Source organism: Synechococcus sp. WH 8101 (genome assembly GCF_004209775.1).
Lineage (GTDB): Bacteria > Cyanobacteriota > Cyanobacteriia > PCC-6307 > Cyanobiaceae > Synechococcus_C.
In genome coordinates this window covers 227,491-247,089 of record NZ_CP035914.1, presented here as the reverse complement: position 1 = coordinate 247,089, position 19,599 = coordinate 227,491, and the positions used below count along the sequence as shown (strand labels likewise).

Below are 19,599 nucleotides of genomic sequence, written 5' to 3'. Positions count from 1 at the left end.
CCCCGGTTTCAGGAAAGTTGTCACCCCTCTGATCTAAACACCCGGAGGCTTGAGGACATGACCAATGCGTCGTTACAGCGAGGCCGTTAAAGCTGATGTGAGGAGGAGGATGAGCCCGCCTCACAGGCAGAGCGTGGCTCAGATTTCTGCTGAGCTGGGCATTCACATCGTCACCCTCTACAACTGGAGGAAGACTTGGCGGCTGCAGGGAGAGGTGGTGCCGGCATCCGAGAAAGACCCTGATGGTTGAAGTGCATCCGACAAATTCACGGTGGTGCTCGAGACCGCTGGCCTGAACGCCACTGAGCTCAGCGCCTACTGCCGTGAGCGGGGGCTGTACCCAGAGCAGGTCGACCGTTGGCGCCAGGCCGCCCAGGATGCCAACGAAAAGCCAGTGCACACCCTCTAGACGCAGTCCGGCGAGCTTGCCGAGCCGTAAGAGAAGAAAGAGCTGGAGAAGCTCCGTGCCCAGGACCAGAAGGAGATCAAGGCCCTCTAGCCGAAGGCTTCTCCGAAGGAGTAGAAGGAGCTGCAGCGCAAGGAGAAAGCCATGGCGGAGATTGCGGCCTTGCTGGTGCTGCGAAAAAAGTGGGAGGCCTTCTGCTCGGAGGACGCGGAAGGCTGACCAGCGCCGCTCACCGGCGCAAGGCGATCGAGCTGATCAGCGAGGCCCATACCGCTGGTGCAGGCTTGGTCAGCGCCTGCGGCGAGATCGGCATCTGTCTGCGCACCCTCAAGCGATGGCGCCAACGCCTTCTTGGTGATGGGGACGGTGAGGATCGCCGGCAAGGCAGCCCCCGCCATATTCCCCATCGCCTCACGGTCGAGGAGCGCCAGAGGATCCTGCTCACCTGCAATCAACCCCAGTACGCCGCTCTGCCACCGAGTCAGATCGTGCCTGATCTGGCTGACCAGGGGATTTTTATCGGTTCAGAGAGTAGCTTCTACCGGGTGCTCCACGACCATGACCAGGTGCACCGTCGCGGTCGTGCAAGGCCACCACAGGAGCCCAGACGGGTTCCACGGTTGCGGGCCACAGGCCCGAACCAGGTGTGGAGCTGGGACATCTCCTAATTGCCCACCACCGTGCGTGGGATCTGGCTCTATCTCTACCTGGTGATCGACATCTGGAGCCGCAAGGTGGTGGCCTGGGATGTTGCTGAGCGAGAAGATCCAGTCATTGCAGCCGATCTGGTCAGCCGGGCCTGCCTCCGCGAGCGGATCAGCAAGGGCCGGCAGCAGCCGCTGATCCTCCATGCCGACAACGGCAACGCCATGCGGGCAGCCACGCTGGAAAGCCGCTTGGAAGAACTGGGCGTCCTCAGATCCTTCTCTCGGCCACGGGTCTCCAACGACAACCCGTACTCGGAATCCCTGTTCAGGACGGTGAAGTATCGACCTGATTTCCCCCGCAAACCATTTGCCACCAAAGAACAGGCGTGTCAGTGGGTCGCCGAGTTCGTCGACTGGTACAACCACCAACACCGCCACAGCGGCATCAAATTCGTGACGCCCCAGCAACGTCACGATGGCCAGGCCGTGGAGATCAGCCGGCACCGCGGTGTGGTCTACGAACGAGCCCGCCAACGCCATCCAAGGCGATGGTCAAGGTCAACCAGGTGCTGGCGTCAACCGGAGGTCGTCTGGATCAATCAGCCGACGGATGAACTCAATGAACCAGGGCAGCTACCCTTGATGCAGGCCGCCTGAACGGCAGTCCAGAAGTGACACCTTTCCTGAAAGTCACCGCTGCAGGCCGTGACGCACGAGTTCAGGGATCAGCTCCCCGGCGCTGTTGCCATCCAGTAGCGGCGCCAATACAGAGGCGCCAGAATTCATCTTGGGCTCGGTTCGTCTGGTTGAGGTAGGACTCAAACCAGGGTCACGGGCCTGCCCACCCCCTGCAACGACGGCCGCTGAGCCGGGTGCCTGAGCTGCGCGTTCAACCCCGGCGTAGCCGGGGTTGAGGTCCTCAGGGGAACTACACCAATCCCGGGGACGCGAGCTTGACCATGGCGGGGGCTTGAGGACATGACCAATGCGTCGTTACAGCGAGGCTGTTAAGGCTTATGAGAGGAACTGATAATATAAATCCAGATTGAGAAGGAAGGATTGCAAAATACGCTTGGAATTTTGTAAATCATGGAAAGCAATGGATAGACTTGCTGGAAATTTGATTTGCTACATCACGTAAGTTTGTCCCTTCGATTAGTGATGCATTTTTAATAAGATTTTTTCGACTGATTTTTAGGTTGCTTGCAATAATGGCCTGCCAGTGGCTAGGATGAAAGTAAGAAGCTCTATTACAGTAAAGATCAACCATATAATCCTTTAGAACCATAGAATTGGTATGCTTTAGGGTTTCATAATCTGATGCCAATAAATGCCTGTAAGACATCTTGCTATTCCAAGTGTTGAATAAGTCATACCCACGCCATGTAGTTGCGCATGAAGAAATGCACTTAAATCCCATTATACCGGCTTCTATAAGAGAAGTTCCATGATGCGAGACAGCGACAGATCGTTTGTTCATATGTTGCAATAGAAAGGAATTAGACACCGGCTCATTAATCCATGTAATATGCTCGATATGACAATATTTTTGATATATTGAATCAAAAATTAATTTATCAGAAAAGAAAGCACTGCAGTCTGACGACTTGGTATAGAAATTTGGATGAGATTTTACGCAGAATTTTTCTCCCTTACTAGCTAAGAAGCTTATTGTGAATTCAAGCCATTCTTTCACGTCTAAAAACGAGAAATCGGAACCATAAGAATTCTGCGCATCTGTGAACGAATGAGCATAGATTATATATTTACACTCTTCAAGCATCGGAATACTACTTGCTTCACGAGACGTGAAGGAAGCATTATCCATTAAGTAAGGTATTTTTGAAGATCCAATATACTCAGTATAATTAGAGGAGCGTAATCGAGCAGAAAGCTCATGATCAATTTCAAGATTTTTTTTGTATTTTCGAAGATTATTTAAATCACAGGCTCTTAATAAAGGAGGGATTGCACCAAAGTCATGCACAACTAGACCAAAGGGATATGTATAGCTTATAATCTTTCTCCTAAACCATGAAAACGTTAAAACATAGAAACCGTTAAAGTAGCATTCGTGGTGGACAATTAAATGTTCGAATTGGCTAGCAGCATATAATGCATGAAAAAATTTGACAGCACCGCGAATGTAGTACTTAGACAGATGCAAATACCAATTTATATTTTTGCTTTTATAGTAGGCTTTTATTGGCAATGCCCTGCAGTAAGAAGCCAGGCTTAAGCGATTGAATTCAGCAAAAAACCAATAGATATAATCACAGAATTTCAATATAGAATCAGGAATACACTTTAGACTAAAATCAGTTTCAAGGTTTTTATCTAGCGGAATTCTGATTTTCGCATTATGACTATGCTCGGGCAATTTTTCAGCAAAGAGAACGTAGGATTGTATAAGTAGAGATCGCAAGATGCTATCATTTTTAAGTGTGCAAAAGATTTTCATTTGAACAATGATAGATTTACGGCATGCCTAGGAATTGCATGAATACAAATCACAATAAGAGATCAAGTTTTAATGGAGTACCTTTCTTTAGTGCATTGCGTGAACGAAGTCCTAGCAAGTGCGACAAAAGAGACGGAGGAGAGCCATCACCAGGTCGAACAATACGAAGATTTTTGCTCGTAAAGAATTCGCCTTCGGCGATGTCTTCAGAGACATAAATCGAGCGACGAAATACCAAACTATTGCGTTCAGCATCCGTCGGTCCATAGATGACCTTACCCAGAGCCTGCCAAGCCCGCTCCGATTCCAGGACCAGAGCGTTTAACTCATGCGGCTCCAAGGAAAAAGCACTATCGACCCCACCATCGGCACGCGACAACGTGAAATGCTTTTCAATAACAGATGCACCCAGTGCAACAGAGGCGACTGCAACTCCTACCCCCATGGTGTGATCACTTAGGCCTACTTCAGTGGAAAAAAGCTCTTTGAGATGGGGAATCGTTGAAATATTGGTGTTTTCGGGTGATGCTGGGTAAGTGCTGGTACACTTCAAGAGAATTAATTGGTTACAACCTGCACCGCGAGCAGTACTGACAGCTTGATCTAATTCCCCAAGGGTGGCCATGCCCGTGGAAATAATGAGTGGCTTTCCAGTCGATGCCGCCTTTTCAATTAGCGGCAGATGATTGTTTTCTAAACTAGCAATCTTAAAAGCAGGAACATTGAGGTCAAGTAAAAAGTCAACTGCCGTCTCATCAAAGGGTGAGCTGAAGCAGATCAGCCCTAGCTCTTGAGCACGTTCCATGATCGGCCTGTGCCATTCCCAGGGGGTATACGCCAGTTTGTAGAGATCATGCAGGTTCTTGCCTGCCCAAAGCGAATCTGGATCATTGATCTCGAAGCTGCCGCCACGCACATCAAGTGTCATCGTGTCGGCAGTGTAGGTCTGCAGCTTGATGGCGTGAGCCCCAGCATTGGCAGCAGCCTCAACAATCTCTAGGGCACGTTCAAGACTCTGATTGTGATTGCCGCTCATTTCAGCAATCACAAGGGGAGGATGATCTGACCCAATGGAACGGCCTGCAATTTCTATTGACATAGGTTGATGCTCCTGAAGCCGGTTAATTGGGTGGGATGGGCATGATTTTTACATCGGCATGGAGCCCGTCGCTGCGCATGGACACGCGACGGAACTCCAGCCGTATGCCGTGAGCTTCTAGAAACGCATGGGGATAACCCTCGGCGTCGAGCATACGGATCTGGTCGTACCAGGAGCTCAGATCTCCTTCGGGGCAGCTGGCCAGATTGCTCATAGCTGGAGTTCGGCGGCTGAACAGCACTGGATCTCCCCGCTGGGGTGTGGCAATAGGCTCCTCCCGCACGATTTGTTCAATCATCTGCTCAATCACGCCATCAGCCCTGAGAAAGATTTCTTCTGCGCTGCCATGAAGGCTCAAAGGCTGCTTGATGTAGATGTCACCAGTATCCAGGCCAGCGCCGCAGCGCAGGGCTGAGAGCATGGTGCTGCTATGGCCTCGCTCGATCAGGTTCTGCAGTGGACTTCCGCCTCGGCCATAGGGCAAGTCGGTCATGTGAAAGATCACAGTCGGCCAAGAGCCCCAGATCGATTCGGGGATCAGATGGCTCCAATGAGACACGAAGATCCACTGCGGATCGATCGCCGCTACAGCTTCCGAAGTGAGCTTGGTGGGTTCGCCAATGCTCTCAACGGGACGATTGAGTTGTCTGCTAAGTCGATCAGCCAATGCACTGTTCCAAGGACGGTTGGAGATCAGCAGCAGGGAAGATTGGTGGAGAGGTGAAATGGGTCCCATCAGTTGCACATCATTCCCAATGCTCAAGCAACGGAATCGATTTGCTCATCATGACAAGCAGGGGGATTCCGTTAACCCTCATCAGCGCAATCAGATTGAGAATTCAGGATGTAGCGCCGGCCGTGCGCATAGAAAAACGCCGGATAACGCTGGTTGTCGACGACCCGCAGCACATTGAACTGCTCCGCTAGGGAAAGCTCTGGATCCAACCGGGAGTCAGCCGGCCGGCGACGGGGGTAAAAGCTGACATCACCGCACTGAGGTTGAGCTGCCTTGTCCACCTCATGGTGACGATCAAACCAGGTCAAACAGAGATCGAAGGTGGCACGTGCTTGCAAGGCACGCCACTCATCCACCAGCTCATGGCCCTGGAGCGCGATCTCCTGCTGTAGGTGGATGGGACCGGCATCGAGATCAGCAGCAGCCTCAAACAGGGTGATTGGGATGGAGCTGGCCCCCTCCAGGATCTGCCAGGTCATCGGACTCCAGCCCTGACCCTGAGGCAGGGCGCTCTCATGCACCACCATGTTGTAGCGGTGGAGCGTCAATTAATCAGCATTGAACAAACGACCGCAGCTCAGCAACAGGCAGACATCGCCTGCACCTAGAGCTGACGGAGTGTGGATCCAGCGCACTGCATGGCCCCACTGCCACAGCGCGGTTATCCGATCTGGAAGAGAAGCATTGAGCCAACTGCCACGATCGCTGAGAAGTGTGATGCGGCCGGGCGCCAATGCCAACGCTTCACCGCCCGAGAGCTAGGGGGGGACTCCGAAAGGAGTTCTGAATCAGACGTGAAGCCAGCGCGCGCAAAGCAGGCATTGCTGGCGGTGTTGGACGTGAGCACCTCAGCGACGGCCTCAACAGAAGGACCCCAGTTTTGTTCCAGTGCTTGAAGACCTAAGCGCACCAGCGCAGCAGCCAACCCATTCCCACGGGCACAACGATCGAGAGAGAGATCAACAGCAGCCTCACTGCCATCAGCTTGAGCGCTGCCGGACTGTCGATCAAAGCGGATCTGGCCGATGGGACACCCGTCTGCTGTCGTGGCGATCAGCAAGAGACGGTTCGGGTCTGTCAGACCTTTCTGAAACCAGTGGTGGTGATCCTTTGGTGCAATTGGCTCCGGCGAAAAGCTATTGGCGCGCACCTGAGGATCGTTGGCCCAATGCAACAGCAAGGCTTCGTCGGCAGTTATGGCTGGTCGCAGACTGATTGCCCCCTGGGGGCCCAGCATCGCCATTGCCAGGCGTGGTGCACCCCAGCCATCAGTGAGTGCAGCAGCTGCTTTTCCAGGCTTTGGCTCAGTCATCAGAGACAAAACCGCGGAGCGGATCTGCTCTGCAGCCACGCTGGCCCCATCACCCAAGAGCTGGAGATGGCCAGCCTGATCAAGGGCCTCTGAGAAAGGCAATTGATTTGATGCAATCGTTACCACCAGGCTCGGAAGCCGAAGACAGGCTCTTTCCCACGTGGTGGCACCACCGGCGCCAATCGCAAGATCCGCGCGAGCGATTAATCCGGCCAAGCTCGGCAGTGGTCCATGCAGGGTGGTGTGGGGCCGACGGGCCACCAGCTCGGCCACCGCCTGGCGGTGGGGGCTATGAAGCCCGAGCACCACATCCACCGCTAGATCCGCCAGCGCCGGATCCATCAAGGCCTCAAGCGCTCGACCGCTGAGGTTGTCTGGATCCACTCCCCCGAAGAACACAAGCACCCGACGCAGCTCGGTGCGCGGCACCACCAGAGGATGCAGCTGGGCATATTCCGGGCCGAGCAGGGCGTAATGGGGACCTAGAAGTTTGCGGCACTGCGGCGGCACCAGATCATGATAACGCTGATGGGTGGCCTCACCAAAGAAGTTCTGATCCAGCAATAGATCAGCCTGGTGAGGCCGATCGGCCAAGTCATCGATCACCAGGAGCTTCGGAGCTGCATCACTTCCAGACAAACCCGTTAGCAGTTGCGATTCCCAGCTGGCATCCAGGCCGTAGTGGTCTGCCACGATCCAGCTAATGCCGTTGAACCCGGCTACAGCAAGAACCTCAAGGCACTGGGCGGCATCCTGCTCCTGAGTACAACCAAGCCAGGCACCATAAAGATCACTTTCCTCCAAGCCTTCGCAGGCGACCAAGGGCTGCTCGGGCAAGGCCAATACCTGGAACTCCTGCTCCAGCAGGCCGATCAGATCACCGGGCTGGCGACGACATAAAAAACAAACCTCTGCACCACGGCGCTGCAGCTCTCGGGCCAAGGTGCGGCAGCGCATCACATGACCACTGCCGATCAGCAGAGATGCATCGCAACGGATGAAGATGCGTGTCATATCAGCTGCCGCAGCAGGCAAAACGCTTCCGCTGCCTCGACGCCCACCTGCGCACCGCGCCAGCGTGCTAAGTGCTCTACAGCCTCAAGGGAGCGGGCATGGGGCCAGTCGCGCATTTCGCTTGAGTAGGCCATCAGAGCTTCCCGTTTGCGCTCCCATTGATCTGAAATATCCACAAACCAGTTGGGCTGGAAGGCCGGGGCAGAGCCCGGTGGCTGCCATTCCGTGCTGCTGGCCACCTCAAAACTGAGCAAACGCTTCACCACATGACCCGGCGTAGACCTGCATGCCGTCACCACCGCCTCATGCAATCGGCGATGGTCCACATTCACATCACCTGCATGATGCACGTACACACACTCGGGTTGATGGCGCTCAACGCATTCTTCAATGCGCTTGATGAGATCCAGACGATCGAAGGAATCCAAGCGGTTATCAGGAAGATCCAGGAGCTCAACCCCTGCTGCACCGAGGATCGATCCAGCCGTTTGAGCCGCTTCAGCAAGGGCTGAAAGCTCATCTCGAACATGGGCTCGATCGCGCTTTTGCTGGCGTGACGTTGAGCCCTCCGCGACGATTAGCACCTGCACTTGATCGCCCGCATCGGCATGGCGAGCAATGGTGCCACCGCAACCGAGAACTTCATCGTCGGGATGGGCGGCAACAACGAGGACACGTGACATTTCAGGATCAGCCCCCCACTTCAGTCAGAGCCCGTCGCATCAATTCGGCTCGGGTCCAGTCGTCTTCGGTGTCAATGTCTTGAACGCGCCACCGGGGCAGAAGCAAAGGCTTGCTGCCTTCGAACAGGTTTTCAGAGCTCAGCCAAGCTTGGGGGCGCCCCCAATAGAACTGGCCAGCATCGTGATAAGCAGGCTGAAGATCCTGACTGCGCTGGCTGAATTGGTCTGGCTGCCACATACGAGCTATTCCCGAATCCAGTTCGATCTTCAATGCTCGCTGAATTGGTGAGGCATAGGCAGTGGCCGTAAACACAAAGCGATTAGGAGTTAATTCCGCAAGCGAGTCCAGCCCTCTTTTGATGTCATCAGGTGCAACGAAAGGTGCAGTTGCGTACAAGCAGCAGACCGCTGCAAGCTCATGACCATGATCTTGATGCCACTTGACGGCATGAGCGATAACCGGCGTGGTGCCCGCAAAATCATTAGCAAGCTTTGCTGGACGCATAAAGGGAACTTTCGCACCGCACTGGTGTGCCACATCCTCAATCTCTGCATCATCGGTGGAAACAATGATCTGATCAAAGCAACCACTCGCTTGAGCTGCCTCGATTGACCAAGCGATCATCGGTTTACCGCAAAACTCACGAATATTTTTCCGTGGAATTCGTTTACTACCCCCACGAGCAGGAATCACACAGAGTTTCATGCCATCAACTCCGGCGCAAAAGCACGCAATTGCTCCTCTAATTCAGTTGCTACACGTTGCTGATCCGTAGGGCTAAGACCAGGGAATAAAGGAAGACTGATTGCACTACTTGCATAAGCCTCAGCTTCGGGAAATTGCCCTTCGGCAAAGCCCAACTCCCTGTAATAAGGCTGGAGATGCACTGCGCTGTAGTGGAGCTGCACGCCGATACCGGCTGCCCGAAGCCCTTCAAAAACCTGCCGATGTTGCTGGGCTGTGGCCTGCTGCAGACGGATCACGGCCAGATGCACTGAACTGAGCACATCCTTTGGAACCTCAAGCAGTTGAACAGGCAGTTCAGCCAGCAGTTCCATGTACTGCTGCAACTGTCGGTTGCGCTCGGCCACGATCTCATCAAGCCGCTCCAACTGGCTGAGACCCAAGGCAGCTTGAAGATCTGTCATGCGGTAATTGAAGCCCAACTGCTGCTGCTCGTAGACCCACGGGCCAACAGCAGGTTGCTCAAAGCGCTCGGCATCGCGCACGATGCCGTGACTGCGGAGCTCAGTCATGAGCTGGGCCAGTCTCTGATCATTAGTAGTGGCTAACCCGCCCTCGCCAGTGGTGATGATCTTCACCGGATGAAAACTGAACACCGTGATGGCGCTGTAACGGCAGTTGCCCACCGGCTCACCTTGGTATTGGCCGCCGATGGCATGGCTGGCATCCTCCAGAACTTCAAATCCATAGCGCTCGGCCAATGATCCGATCACTGCCATATCGCAGCTGCTGCCCGTGAGATGAACTGGCACCACAACCTTCGGCAGGGTTCCTTCCCTCTCGGCCAGCTGCAACTTCTGCTCCAGTGCCGTCACACTCATCAACCCAGTGGCGGGATCGATGTCGACAAAATCAACTTCAGCGCCGCAGTAGCGACCGCAATTGGCAGAAGCCACAAAGGTGATCGGCGATGTCCAGAGACGATCACCGGGGCACAGCCCCAGCGCCAGGCAGGCAATATGCAGGGCGCTGGTGGCACTGTTCACCGCGACGCCATGAGCAGCGCCAACTTTGTTAGCAACTGCTTTCTCGAAGGCCGGAATTGCAGGGCCCTGGGTAAGAAAAGGGCTACGCAGAACAGCCTCAACAACAGCGATGTCTGCTTCTGAGATCGTTTGTCGGCCGTAGGGGATGAAGGCCTTCGGGACGCTGCTCATACCGGTGCGAAGGCAGGATCCACATGCTCACGGATCAGATCCCGTAGTTGCTCGACATTAAGAAAGTCGGTATTGGAGCCTGAGTTATATGCAAATCCCGAAGGCACGGCGACGCTGCTGATTCCTGCCTCCTGATAACGCTCCTGCACCCGTCCATCGCTAGGCAGAATGGCGTAATAAGCCCCTAGATCAATCGATGTAAAGCTGTCGGAAGCCGTGATCATTTCTTCGTGGATCTTCTCGCCAGGCCTGATGCCAACAATTGGCTTGTCACAGCTAGGGCCAATTGCCTCGGCCACATCAGTGATTCGATAGCTAGGAATCTTGGGAACCAATACCTCACCACCCAAGGCGTTCTCTAATGCCCAAAGCACCATCTCTACGCCCTCACTCAAAGAAATATTGAAGCGAGTCATCGCAGCATCAGTAATTGGCAATACACCCGTTTTCGCTTTCTCAAGAAAGAAAGGTATCACTGAACCGCGCGAGCCCATAACATTTCCATAGCGCACCACTGAAAAGCGCAAATCGCGGTTACCCTTTATGTTGTTGGCCGCGATAAATAACTTATCGGAGCATAGCTTCGTAGCCCCATAAAGATTAATGGGAGCCGCAGCCTTGTCAGTACTCAAAGCCACAACTCTCTTTACATCCATGTCCAGGCAAGCTTGAACAAGATTTTCTGCACCTAAAACATTGGTATTAACAAATTCCATTGGGTTGTATTCAGCAGCAGGAACTTGCTTGAGCGCTGCAGCATGCACAACAGTATCCACTCGCTCGAGAGAACGCCTGAGCCGATCTCGATCACGAACATCACCAAGAAAGAAACGAAGCTGAGGATACTGATCTTGTGGGAATAATTGCTGAAGCTCCCACTGCTTCAGCTCATCACGGCTATACACGGCGATGCGACAGATATCCGGGAATCGCTCTAAGACAGCGGCAATGAACGCTTTGCCAAAACTGCCTGTACCCCCAGTAATTAATAGACGAGAATTCGAATTAAAAGGCATCAGACGAAAATCTAGAGGAGGAAATGAACTTGATTAAGCTAAAGACAGAACCTGCTTTGGGGGACCATCTTCCGAAACGACCCCTTGTTCAAGCCGAATTACTCGATCACAACTTTCGAGTGTACTTAGGCGATGAGCAATCATGATCACAGTAAGCGATTCACTCAGGGAGTTGATGGCTTCCATAACTGTTTCCTCAGTGCGGGTGTCTAAAGCACTTGTGGCTTCATCCAAAACCAATACAGGAGCTTCTTTGTAAAGAGCTCTGGCAATACCAAGACGCTGCCGCTGGCCACCACTGAGTCGGATACCCCGCTCACCAACAAAGCTCTCGTACCCATCTGGGCTTGATTCAATAAAACTGGCGATCTTGGCGTGAGCAGCGGCCTTTTTCACTCGTTCAAGATCGATCTGGCTTTTGGGCACACCAAAGGCGATGTTCTCGGCGATCGAACTGTCGGCTAAATAAATGCTCTGGGGCACGTGGGCGATCGCCTCCCGCCACGCCGACAGGCGGTCCGGATGGGCGGGATCGTGCAAATCAATCCCATCCACCATCATTTGCCCTTGGGTGGGTTCTAGAAGACCCATCAACAGGTCTACCGAGGTGCTCTTACCGCTCCCAGTGCTTCCGATTAGGCCGATGCGTTCGCCGCGGCGAATCTCTAAATTCAGGTCGCGCAGCACCTCAGGCTGGTCCGGGCCATAGCGGAAGCGCACGCCCACAAGCTGGATGACCTGGCGCAGGAGCAGCTTCTGAGCCACCGGCGCGTGCTCGGGCAGGGGCTGTTTGAGCATGGTCAGCACCCCAGCCACATCGGCATCGAAGCCTTTGAGACTCGACCAACTGCGATACACCTGCTGCAAAGCCGGCAGCAACCGTTGAGCCCCCAACGCAAGCCCCCCCAGCAGCGGAATCACCGGAGCGCCAGCGCCCTGCTGGAGCACCAGCAAACCACCCACAAGGGCAATCGCCACCAGACCCAAGGCCTCCACCGCATAGCGGGGGAACGCACCGAGAAACTGGTTCTTGGCCAGCAGCTGCCGCTGCGGTCGGTCCGCCTGGCGATAGATCTCAACATAAGTGTGCTGGTTGCCATCGAGCAGCACATCACGGATCGCCCCCAGCCCTTCCTGCAGCGCTTTGATCTGCTGCTTCGCGGCTGCGGCGATCCGTTGGCCGTTTCGGCTCAGCTCCTGTCGCGCCGTGATTGCCAGCAGCCCATACACACTGCCAAAGAGCGCCGCCGCCCCCATCGCCACCGTCCAATCGATCAGAAGCAGACCCGTGAGCAGCCCTAACACCACGACCACCGCCGTGATCAATTGCAGCAGTGAAGTGAGCGCCACCACCGTTCTTCCGATATGGGTGGTGGTGCCCGTGATCACCGCCGAGCTGTTGCGCTGCACATGCACTAAGTAAGGCTGATACAGCGTGCGTCGGTATGCCTCACAGCTCAGATCAGAGCCCACCGCCGCCGCCAGGCGGCCATTCAGCCACAGGTTCGTCAGCCGAACCAGCGCCGCTAGCACTGCTGCCGCTGCAAACGAAAACGTGGCCGGCAGCAGCAGATCGCTCGCCGCCGTAAAGCCCAGCCGCGCCGCCAGCACCTGGATGAATGGCTGCTGCCACAGCGGCTCAGGGTCACTGAGTACCGCGAGGAATGGGAGCACCGATCCCAGAGACACCAGCTCCGCGCCACCACTGGCCAGCATCACCACCACTAGCAACCCCAGCTGGATGCGCCGCCGCCGGCTTAGGTGGCCCCAGATGCCAAGTAGCAAATTGCGGGTGGATTGGGGTTGGTCTTGATTGGGCAAAGGCTGTGTCATCAACGCTCAGGTAACAAGAATGTCGATCGCCATCCCTAGAGCCGCACCAGCAGCTGCGCATGCTCCTCGCGAAACAGCGCCACAGTGCTCGCCAGACCTTCTGCAAGGGAAATCCGAGCCCGCCAACCGAGGGCGGCCAGGCGGGTCACGTCCAGCTGTTTCTTCGGGGTGCCGTCAGGCTTGCTGCTGTCCCAGTGGATCGCGCCTTGGTAGCCCGTGGCGGTGGCCACCGCCTCCGCCAGCTCGCGGATGCTCAGATCTTTGCCGGTGCCGACATTCAGATAGGTGAGCTCACCTAGGGCCGGGCTCCAGTGCTCCAGAGCAAACACGCAGGCCTCGCCGAGGTCGTCCACATGCAGGAATTCGCGGAGCGGTGAACCGGTGCCCCAGCAGGTCACGCTTGGGGCGTTAGCTTCCGCGGCCTCATGGAAGCGGCGGATCAGCGCCGGCAGCACGTGGCTGTTGGTGGGGTGGTAGTTGTCACCCGGCCCATACAGATTGGTGGGCATCAGGCTGATCGCATCAAAGCCGTGCTGCAACCGCAGCGCCTCGCACAGCTTGATGCCGGCGATCTTGGCGATTGCATACCACTCATTGGTGGGCTCCAGCGCTCCGGTGAGCAGCGCCTCTTCTCGGATCGGCTGCTCGGCGAACTTGGGGTAGATGCAGCTGCTTCCCAGAAACAACAGCCGCCGCACCCCAGAGCGCCAGGCCGTTTCGATCACCTGGGTCTGAATCTTGAGGTTCTCCAGCAGAAAGTCCGCCGGAGAGCTGCTGTTGGCTTGAATGCCGCCCACTTTTGCTGCGGCGAGCACCACCACCGTGGGTTGGTGTTTGGCGAACCAGGCTTCCACGGCAGGGCCATCGAGCAGGTCGAGCTCAGAGCGGCTGGCGGTGAGCAGTTGGTGGAAGCCGGCGCGCTCGAGGGCGCGGCAGATGGCGCTGCCGGCCATGCCGCGGTGGCCAGCCACGAAGATGCGGTCGGCGGGGGTGATCAGGGAGTTCACGCAGCCCCTCCAGCCGCCTTGATCGCTTCAGGGTTCGTCGGCGGGTTCTCCATCGAGCCCACCACCTGAAAGCCCTTGCGTTTGAGGTAGGCCTCTTTCTTGGCGTCCTCACGGTCAGCAGCCACCATCTCGGCCACCAGTTCTTCCAGGGTGGTGGTGGGGGTCCAGCCCAGCTTCTCCTTGGCCCTGGTGGGATCACCCAGCAAGGTTTCGACCTCCGCCGGGCGGAAGTAGCGAGGGTCGATGCGCACCACCACCTCGCCCGTGTCGGCACGTCTGCCGGTTTCCTGGAGGCCTTCGCCCTGCCACTGGATGCCGCCCCAACCCAGCTCAGCTGCGGCCAGTTCAATGAAGCGCCGCACCGATTCCTGCCGTCCGGTGGCGATCACGAAGTCTTCCGGCGGTCCTTCCTGCTGAAGCATGCGCCACTGCATCTCCACATAGTCGCGGGCGTGGCCCCAGTCACGCAGGGAGTCAAGGTTGCCCATGAACAGGCACTGCTCCAGCCCTGCATCGATCCGCGCCAGGCCGCGGGTGATCTTGCGGGTCACAAAAGTCTCGCCGCGCCGCGGGCTCTCGTGATTGAACAGGATGCCGTTGCAGGCATACATCCCGTAGGCCTCGCGGTAGTTCACCGTGATCCAGTAGGCGTAGAGCTTGGCCACGCCGTAGGGGCTACGTGGATAGAAGGGGGTGCTCTCCTTCTGCGGCACCTCCTGCACCAAGCCGTAGAGCTCGCTGGTACTGGCCTGGTAGATGCGGGTTTTGGCTGTGAGCCCCAGCATCCGCACCGCCTCCAGGATCCGCAGGGTGCCGAGCGCGTCGGAATTGGCGGTGTATTCAGGCGCCTCAAAGCTCACCGCCACGTGGCTCTGGGCGCCGAGGTTGTAAATCTCATCGGGCTGCACCTGCTGGATGATCCGGATCAGGTTGGTGCTGTCGGTGAGGTCGCCGTAGTGCAGCACCAGGCGAGGATCGCTTTCGTGGGGATCCTGGTAGAGGTGATCGATCCGGGTGGTGTTGAAGCTGCTGGCCCGGCGCTTGATGCCATGCACCACGTAGCCCTTCTCCAGCAGGAGCTCCGCCAGGTAGCTGCCGTCCTGGCCGGTGATGCCGGTGATCAGCGCGGTTTTGGCGGGAGAAGTGGTTGAAGCGGGGGTGCTTGCTGTCATCGATGGAGGAGAGAAAACAGGCAGACATGCCAGCCCTGCCTGCAACCAGCCCAGGACGGGAGCAGCGGCTCAACCGTCTCAGTACTGGTGCTGTGGGGAGTGTGCCATGAACCAGTGTCGTCTGTGGAGGTGCGGCGGCCGGTGGCAGCAGTGCAGCAGCGCCACAACCAGCTGCAGCGATCCGCTTCAGGGCCCGGCCACCCCGTCGCAGTTGCGACGCAGGTCTCCCATACACTGCCACCCATGAAAAAGCGTTGCTACCTCACCTGTGCGGGCCTTGCCCTCACCACGGCCCTCCCGGCCGTGCAAGGGCAACAGCTGCAGGAGACGATCCAGCTGCAGGAGAGCGTCAGCGACACGATCACCATCAAGGCGCCCGCCAAAACCAGCACGCCGCGACCCTTGCCCACTGCGCCGATCCAGGACGCCTACATCCTTGGCCCCGGTGATGCCGTGGTGGTGGAGCTGCTCGATGTGCCCGAGTATTCGGGTGTGTTCACCATCGGCCCCGACGGCACCCTCTACCTGCCGCGGCTGCGCTCCCTCTTCGTGGAGGGGCTCACGGTGGAGGAGCTGCGCTACTTCCTCACCCAGCAGTTCAGCGCCTACGTGCGCGATCCCCAGGTGTTCGTGAGCCCGGCCGCCTACCGGCCGATTCGCGTCTACATCGGCGGTGAAGTGGCCCGGCCTGGCTATTACTACCTCTCCGGGCAGCAAGAAATACCCCAGAGCGGAGCAAGCTCAGTCGACATCAGCGTTCGCGAAGTCAGCGCCAACCCGGTGAATCCAAACGACTTTGTTGCCGGCCGCAATCCTGTGATCAATCCAGCAGCCCAAGCCAAGCCCACCATCGGTGGCGTTCAGATTCAGACAGGCCTGCGTCTGCCCACCGTCTTCGATGCCCTGCGCACCGCCGGTGGCGTCACCCCCTTCTCCAAGCTCAGCGAGGTGTCCGTCACCCGCAAACGCCCCCTCAGCAGTGGTGGCGGCAAGATGCGCACCACCCTCGATTTCCTCACCCTGATCACTGAGGGCAACGAATCCCAGAACATCCGCCTCTTCGATGGCGACACCGTCGTCGTCGCCCGATCACCAACGGAACTGCGCGAGCAGATCATCAAAGCTGGCCAGACCAACCTCAGCCCCGATTTCTTTCAGGTGTACGTGACCGGTCGCGTCCGCGAGCCCGGCGCCAAGGTGCTGCCCCAGGGGGCCTCCCTCGACCAGGCCCTCGCTGCCGCCGGTGGCCAGAAACTGCTGCGCGGCCAGGTGGAGTTTATCCGCTTCAACCGCGACGGCACCACCGACAAACGCAAGTTCTTCGTAGGCGGCGCCAATCCGGCCGGGTCTTACAAGAATCCGATCCTGATGGCTGGTGATGTGGTGAGGGTGAACGACTCACCCCTCTCGGCCACCGTCACCGTGCTCAATGAGCTCACTGCTCCTGCCGTGGGCATCTATTCCGTCTACAGCCTGTTCAAGTGAGGGAGCTGCTGCCATGACCACCGCCCCCGCTGAACAGCCCCTGGCGATCACCCCAGCCAGCGACGACGAGATCGATCTGCGCCAGGTGGCCGGCGCTCTTGTGCGCCGCTGGCCCTGGATCGTGGGGGGAGGGGTTCTTGGACTCCTGATCGCTGGAATTCAACTGGCTCGCACCAAGCCGGTGTATCAGGGTGAGTTCCAGATCGTTCTGTCTGGCGAAAAAGCGGGTGGCGCTGCCTCTTTGCTCTCCCAGAACCCTGCCCTGGCGGCGATCGCGGGCCTCGGCGGCGGCGGCGACTCGATCGCCACCGAGGTGCAGATCCTCAACAGCCCTTCGGTGCTGCGGCCCGTCTTCGATGCCGTGAAAGCGCGCAAACCGCCTGAAGAAGCCAAAGCCATGCGATTTCAGAATTGGGCCAAGTCGGCGATCACCGCTGAACAAGAAAAAGCCACCTCCGTGCTCAACGTGGAATTCCGCGACACCAACGAACAACTGGTGCTGCCGATCACCCGCATGATCTCCCAGGCCTACCAGAGCTATTCCAATCGCGGCCGCGCCCGCGAACTCAACAATGTGATCGCCTATCTCAAAGAGCAGATCAACCAGATCAAACCCCAGGCGGAGGCCAGCTCCCGCGCCGCCCTCGACTATGGCTACGCCAACGGTCTCGGCCTGCTCGATGGCCTGCCCCTCGCCGGCAGCGTGGCCGGGGCCGGTGGAGCTGAAGGAAGCGGAGCGAAAGTGGCTGGCAGTGGCGGCAGTGTGGAAGCGGCCCGCACCGCCGCCCAGCAGAAAGTGAAGGCGCTGCAGGTGCAGATCCAGGAAGCCACCAAAGCCGGTGCCGGCTCCCTCTATTTCGCCTCCCAGCTCGCCTCCCTCACCGACAAGTCGTCGACCTTCGACCAGCTCACCTCGGTGGAGACCCGCCTGGCCGAGCTGCGGTCCCGCTTCAAAGACAATGACCCCCTGGTGCAGAAGCTGCAACGGGAGCGCAACACCCTGGTGCGCTACATCAACCAACAGACGATCGCCCTGCTCAAAGGCGAGCTCGATCTGGCCCAGGCCAACCTCCAAGCCCTCAACCGCCCCAAGGAGGTGGTGGCCCGCCACCGCGAACTCACCCAGGAGGCCCTGCGCGATGAGGCCACCCTGGTGAGCTTGCAGAACCTGCTCAAGCAATTCCAGCTGGAGCAGGCCCGCGCCACCAGCCCTTGGGAGCTGATCTCCACCCCCACCCTGCTCGACAAGCCCGTGAGCCCCCGCAAGGGCCGCACCCTCGCCCTCGGCCTGCTCGTCGGCCTCGTGCTCGGCAGTGGCGGTGCCCTGGTAGCCGATCGCCGTAGTGGCCGCGTGTTCAGCAGCGATGAGCTCAGCCGCGACCTGCCTGGCCCCCTGCTCGAGCGCCTGCCCTTCCATGGCGCCATCACCCCAGACGCCTGGCGCGCCCCGATCCAGCTGCTTGCCGATGGTCCCCTGCGCGGCAGCGGTGCCATCGCCCTGATCCCCGTGGGTGCGCTCGATGCTGACGCCCTCGAAGGCTTCACCGCCGAGCTACGCCGGGCCCTCGGCAGCGCACGCGAACTGGTCGTGAGTCGCGATCTGCTCGCCACCCGCAGCGCCGCCACCCAGCTGCTGCTCACCGCTCCCGGCGCCGCCAAACGCGAACAGCTGCGTCAACTGTGCGAACAGCTCGCCCTCCAGGGCAGCCCGGTGGCCGGCTGGGTGCTGCTCGACACCGGGCTCGACGCTTCCACCGAGGCCTGAGGGAAGCCCATGGCGCGCCTGCTCATCACCGGCGGTGCCGGCTTCATTGGCAGCCACACCTGTGTGGTGCTGCTCGAGGCTGGCCACGACCTGGTGGTGCTCGACGATTTCTCCAACAGCTCACCAGTGGCCCTGGAGCGGGTTCAGGAGCTGGCCGGTCGTTCGCTCGAGCTGGTGCGCGGTGATCTACGCGATCCGGTGCTGCTGGAGCAGGTGTTCGCTAGTGCCGACGCGGCGGGCGCGCCGATCGAGGCGGTGATCCACTTCGCTGGCCTCAAGGCCGTCGGCGAATCCGTCGCCCAGCCCCTGCGCTATTGGGACGTGAACGTGGCCGGCTCCCGCGCCCTTTTGAGCACCATGGACGCCCACGGCTGCCGCACGCTGGTGTTCAGCAGCAGCGCCACCCTCTACGGCTATCCAGAAACGGTGCCGATCCCAGAAACCGCACCGGTGCAGCCGATCAACCCCTACGGCCACACCAAGGCGTCGGTGGAGCGCATGCTCGCCGATCTGGCCGCTAGCGCACCGGACGCCTGGCGCATTGCCTGCCTGCGCTACTTCAACCCCGTGGGCGCCCACCCCTCCGGCCGCATCGGCGAAGACCCCAACGGCATCCCCAACAACCTCTTCCCGTTCGTGAGCCAGGTGGCGATCGGCCGGCGCCAGCGCCTGAGCGTGTTCGGTGGCGACTGGCCCACCCCCGACGGCAGCGGCGTGCGCGACTACATCCACGTGATGGACCTGGCCGAGGGCCACCGCGCCGCCCTCGATGCCCTGCTGGGGGATAGGCCCCAGCTGCTCACCCTCAACCTCGGCAGTGGTGTGGGGGCTTCGGTGCTCGAAGTGGTTCGTGCCTTTGAGGCCGCCTCCGGGCGTGCTGTGCCCTATGAGGTGGTGGATCGCCGCCCCGGCGATGCAGCGATCACCGTGGCCGATCCCTCCCTTGCTGCCGAGCGCCTCGGTTGGCGCACCCAGCGCTCTCTGGCCGACATGTGCCGCGACGGCTGGGCTTGGCAATCGGCCAATCCCCAGGGCTACCAGGGGGCGTCCTGATGGCGTTG

19 protein-coding genes are annotated in these 19,599 nt (G+C 58.3%); 7 read left to right on the top strand and 12 right to left on the bottom strand.

The window, feature by feature from the left end; genetic code table 11:
• Nucleotides 1-64: 64 nt before the first annotated feature.
• From SynWH8101_RS14340 to SynWH8101_RS14330, 4 genes are all read left to right on the top strand, one after another.
• Nucleotides 65-250, top strand: a complete 186-nt coding sequence (locus SynWH8101_RS14340) for a transposase (RefSeq protein ID WP_130128238.1) — start codon at nt 65-67, stop codon at nt 248-250.
• A gap of 24 nt (nt 251-274) precedes the next feature.
• On the top strand, nt 275-409 hold the full coding sequence (locus tag SynWH8101_RS14490) for a hypothetical protein (protein WP_255423172.1): 135 nt from the start codon (nt 275-277) through the stop codon (nt 407-409).
• Nucleotides 410-588: 179 nt separating this feature from the next.
• The gene (locus SynWH8101_RS14335) at nt 589-1,074 is read left to right on the top strand and encodes a helix-turn-helix domain-containing protein (RefSeq protein ID WP_254428000.1); all 486 of its coding nucleotides are present in this window, start codon (nt 589-591) and stop codon (nt 1,072-1,074) included.
• Nucleotides 1,075-1,710, top strand: a complete 636-nt coding sequence (locus SynWH8101_RS14330) for an integrase core domain-containing protein (RefSeq protein ID WP_130128236.1) — start codon at nt 1,075-1,077, stop codon at nt 1,708-1,710.
• Between the two features lie 430 nt (nt 1,711-2,140).
• On the opposite strand, the gene SynWH8101_RS01150 is transcribed toward SynWH8101_RS14330, so the two are convergent.
• The 12 genes from SynWH8101_RS01150 to gmd all read right to left on the bottom strand — a co-directional run bounded on the left by SynWH8101_RS01150 (nt 2,141) and on the right by gmd (nt 15,288).
• A complete protein-coding gene (locus tag SynWH8101_RS01150) occupies nt 2,141-3,433 on the bottom strand; it encodes a hypothetical protein (protein ID WP_130128235.1) in 1,293 nt (430 codons plus the stop codon).
• 130 nt (nt 3,434-3,563) lie between these two features.
• Entirely contained in the window at nt 3,564-4,613 is a 1,050-nt protein-coding gene (pseI, locus tag SynWH8101_RS01145) for a pseudaminic acid synthase (RefSeq protein ID WP_130128234.1), read from the bottom strand.
• 22 nt (nt 4,614-4,635) lie between these two features.
• Entirely contained in the window at nt 4,636-5,034 is a 399-nt protein-coding gene (locus SynWH8101_RS14285; protein WP_217350138.1) for a hypothetical protein, read from the bottom strand.
• A gap of 386 nt (nt 5,035-5,420) precedes the next feature.
• Complete coding sequence (locus SynWH8101_RS01135; protein ID WP_130128232.1) at nt 5,421-5,897, bottom strand: methionyl-tRNA formyltransferase; 477 nt, start codon at nt 5,895-5,897, stop codon at nt 5,421-5,423.
• A 113-nt stretch (nt 5,898-6,010) separates the two neighbouring features.
• On the bottom strand, nt 6,011-7,675 hold the full coding sequence (pseG, locus tag SynWH8101_RS01130) for a UDP-2,4-diacetamido-2,4,6-trideoxy-beta-L-altropyranose hydrolase (RefSeq protein ID WP_130128231.1): 1,665 nt from the start codon (nt 7,673-7,675) through the stop codon (nt 6,011-6,013).
• Complete coding sequence (locus SynWH8101_RS01125) at nt 7,672-8,358, bottom strand: PIG-L deacetylase family protein (protein WP_130128230.1); 687 nt, start codon at nt 8,356-8,358, stop codon at nt 7,672-7,674. Before SynWH8101_RS01125 ends, pseG begins: the two co-directional genes overlap by 4 nt.
• Before the next feature lie 7 nt (nt 8,359-8,365).
• Nucleotides 8,366-9,064, bottom strand: a complete 699-nt coding sequence (gene pseF / locus SynWH8101_RS01120) for a pseudaminic acid cytidylyltransferase (protein ID WP_130128229.1) — start codon at nt 9,062-9,064, stop codon at nt 8,366-8,368.
• Nucleotides 9,061-10,260, bottom strand: coding sequence for a UDP-4-amino-4,6-dideoxy-N-acetyl-beta-L-altrosamine transaminase (pseC, locus tag SynWH8101_RS01115; RefSeq protein ID WP_130128228.1), 1,200 nt, complete (start codon nt 10,258-10,260; stop codon nt 9,061-9,063). Before pseC ends, pseF begins: the two co-directional genes overlap by 4 nt.
• Nucleotides 10,257-11,276: a UDP-N-acetylglucosamine 4,6-dehydratase (inverting) gene (gene pseB, locus SynWH8101_RS01110; protein WP_130128227.1), complete on the bottom strand. Its 1,020-nt coding sequence runs from the start codon at nt 11,274-11,276 to the stop codon at nt 10,257-10,259. The genes pseC and pseB overlap by 4 nt, the downstream gene beginning before the upstream one ends.
• 33 nt (nt 11,277-11,309) lie before the next feature.
• Nucleotides 11,310-13,109 carry an ABC transporter ATP-binding protein gene (locus tag SynWH8101_RS01105; RefSeq protein WP_130128226.1) on the bottom strand — a complete coding sequence of 600 codons (1,800 nt, stop codon included), beginning with the start codon at nt 13,107-13,109 and terminating at the stop codon, nt 11,310-11,312.
• A gap of 35 nt (nt 13,110-13,144) precedes the next feature.
• Entirely contained in the window at nt 13,145-14,116 is a 972-nt protein-coding gene (locus tag SynWH8101_RS01100) for a GDP-L-fucose synthase (RefSeq protein WP_130128225.1), read from the bottom strand.
• Complete coding sequence (gene gmd / locus SynWH8101_RS01095; protein ID WP_130128224.1) at nt 14,113-15,288, bottom strand: GDP-mannose 4,6-dehydratase; 1,176 nt, start codon at nt 15,286-15,288, stop codon at nt 14,113-14,115. The genes SynWH8101_RS01100 and gmd overlap by 4 nt, the downstream gene beginning before the upstream one ends.
• A 243-nt stretch (nt 15,289-15,531) precedes the next feature.
• Between gmd and SynWH8101_RS01090 the strand changes: the two genes are divergently transcribed.
• From SynWH8101_RS01090 to galE, 3 genes are read left to right on the top strand one after another with little or no spacing between them, the layout of a single operon-like run.
• Nucleotides 15,532-16,773, top strand: coding sequence for a polysaccharide biosynthesis/export family protein (locus SynWH8101_RS01090; protein ID WP_130128223.1), 1,242 nt, complete (start codon nt 15,532-15,534; stop codon nt 16,771-16,773).
• A gap of 13 nt (nt 16,774-16,786) precedes the next feature.
• Nucleotides 16,787-18,538 carry a Wzz/FepE/Etk N-terminal domain-containing protein gene (locus tag SynWH8101_RS01085; RefSeq protein ID WP_130128222.1) on the top strand — a complete coding sequence of 584 codons (1,752 nt, stop codon included), beginning with the start codon at nt 16,787-16,789 and terminating at the stop codon, nt 18,536-18,538.
• 9 nt (nt 18,539-18,547) lie between these two features.
• Nucleotides 18,548-19,591 (top strand): UDP-glucose 4-epimerase GalE, encoded by a 1,044-nt coding sequence (gene galE, locus SynWH8101_RS01080; RefSeq protein ID WP_130128221.1) that lies wholly within the window; start codon nt 18,548-18,550, stop codon nt 19,589-19,591.
• Nucleotides 19,592-19,599 lie beyond the last annotated feature (8 nt).

Bases quoted from the DNA above. Each gene is read 5' to 3' on its own strand.
- pseB (WP_130128227.1), bottom strand. From the start codon at position 11,276: ATGCCTTTTAATTCGAATTCTCGTCTATTAATTACTGGGGGTACAGGC.
- SynWH8101_RS01105 (WP_130128226.1), bottom strand. From the start codon at position 13,109: ATGACACAGCCTTTGCCCAATCAAGACCAACCCCAATCCACCCGCAAT.
- SynWH8101_RS14285 (WP_217350138.1), bottom strand. From the start codon at position 5,034: ATGCTCTCAGCCCTGCGCTGCGGCGCTGGCCTGGATACTGGTGACATC.
- pseI (WP_130128234.1), bottom strand. From the start codon at position 4,613: ATGTCAATAGAAATTGCAGGCCGTTCCATTGGGTCAGATCATCCTCCC.
- pseC (WP_130128228.1), bottom strand. From the start codon at position 10,260: ATGAGCAGCGTCCCGAAGGCCTTCATCCCCTACGGCCGACAAACGATC.
- pseG (WP_130128231.1), bottom strand. From the start codon at position 7,675: ATGACACGCATCTTCATCCGTTGCGATGCATCTCTGCTGATCGGCAGT.
- SynWH8101_RS01125 (WP_130128230.1), bottom strand. From the start codon at position 8,358: ATGTCACGTGTCCTCGTTGTTGCCGCCCATCCCGACGATGAAGTTCTC.
- SynWH8101_RS01085 (WP_130128222.1), top strand. From the start codon at position 16,787: ATGACCACCGCCCCCGCTGAACAGCCCCTGGCGATCACCCCAGCCAGC.
- SynWH8101_RS01090 (WP_130128223.1), top strand. From the start codon at position 15,532: ATGAAAAAGCGTTGCTACCTCACCTGTGCGGGCCTTGCCCTCACCACG.
- SynWH8101_RS14340 (WP_130128238.1), top strand. From the start codon at position 65: ATGCGTCGTTACAGCGAGGCCGTTAAAGCTGATGTGAGGAGGAGGATG.
- gmd (WP_130128224.1), bottom strand. From the start codon at position 15,288: ATGACAGCAAGCACCCCCGCTTCAACCACTTCTCCCGCCAAAACCGCG.
- galE (WP_130128221.1), top strand. From the start codon at position 18,548: ATGGCGCGCCTGCTCATCACCGGCGGTGCCGGCTTCATTGGCAGCCAC.
- pseF (WP_130128229.1), bottom strand. From the start codon at position 9,064: ATGAAACTCTGTGTGATTCCTGCTCGTGGGGGTAGTAAACGAATTCCA.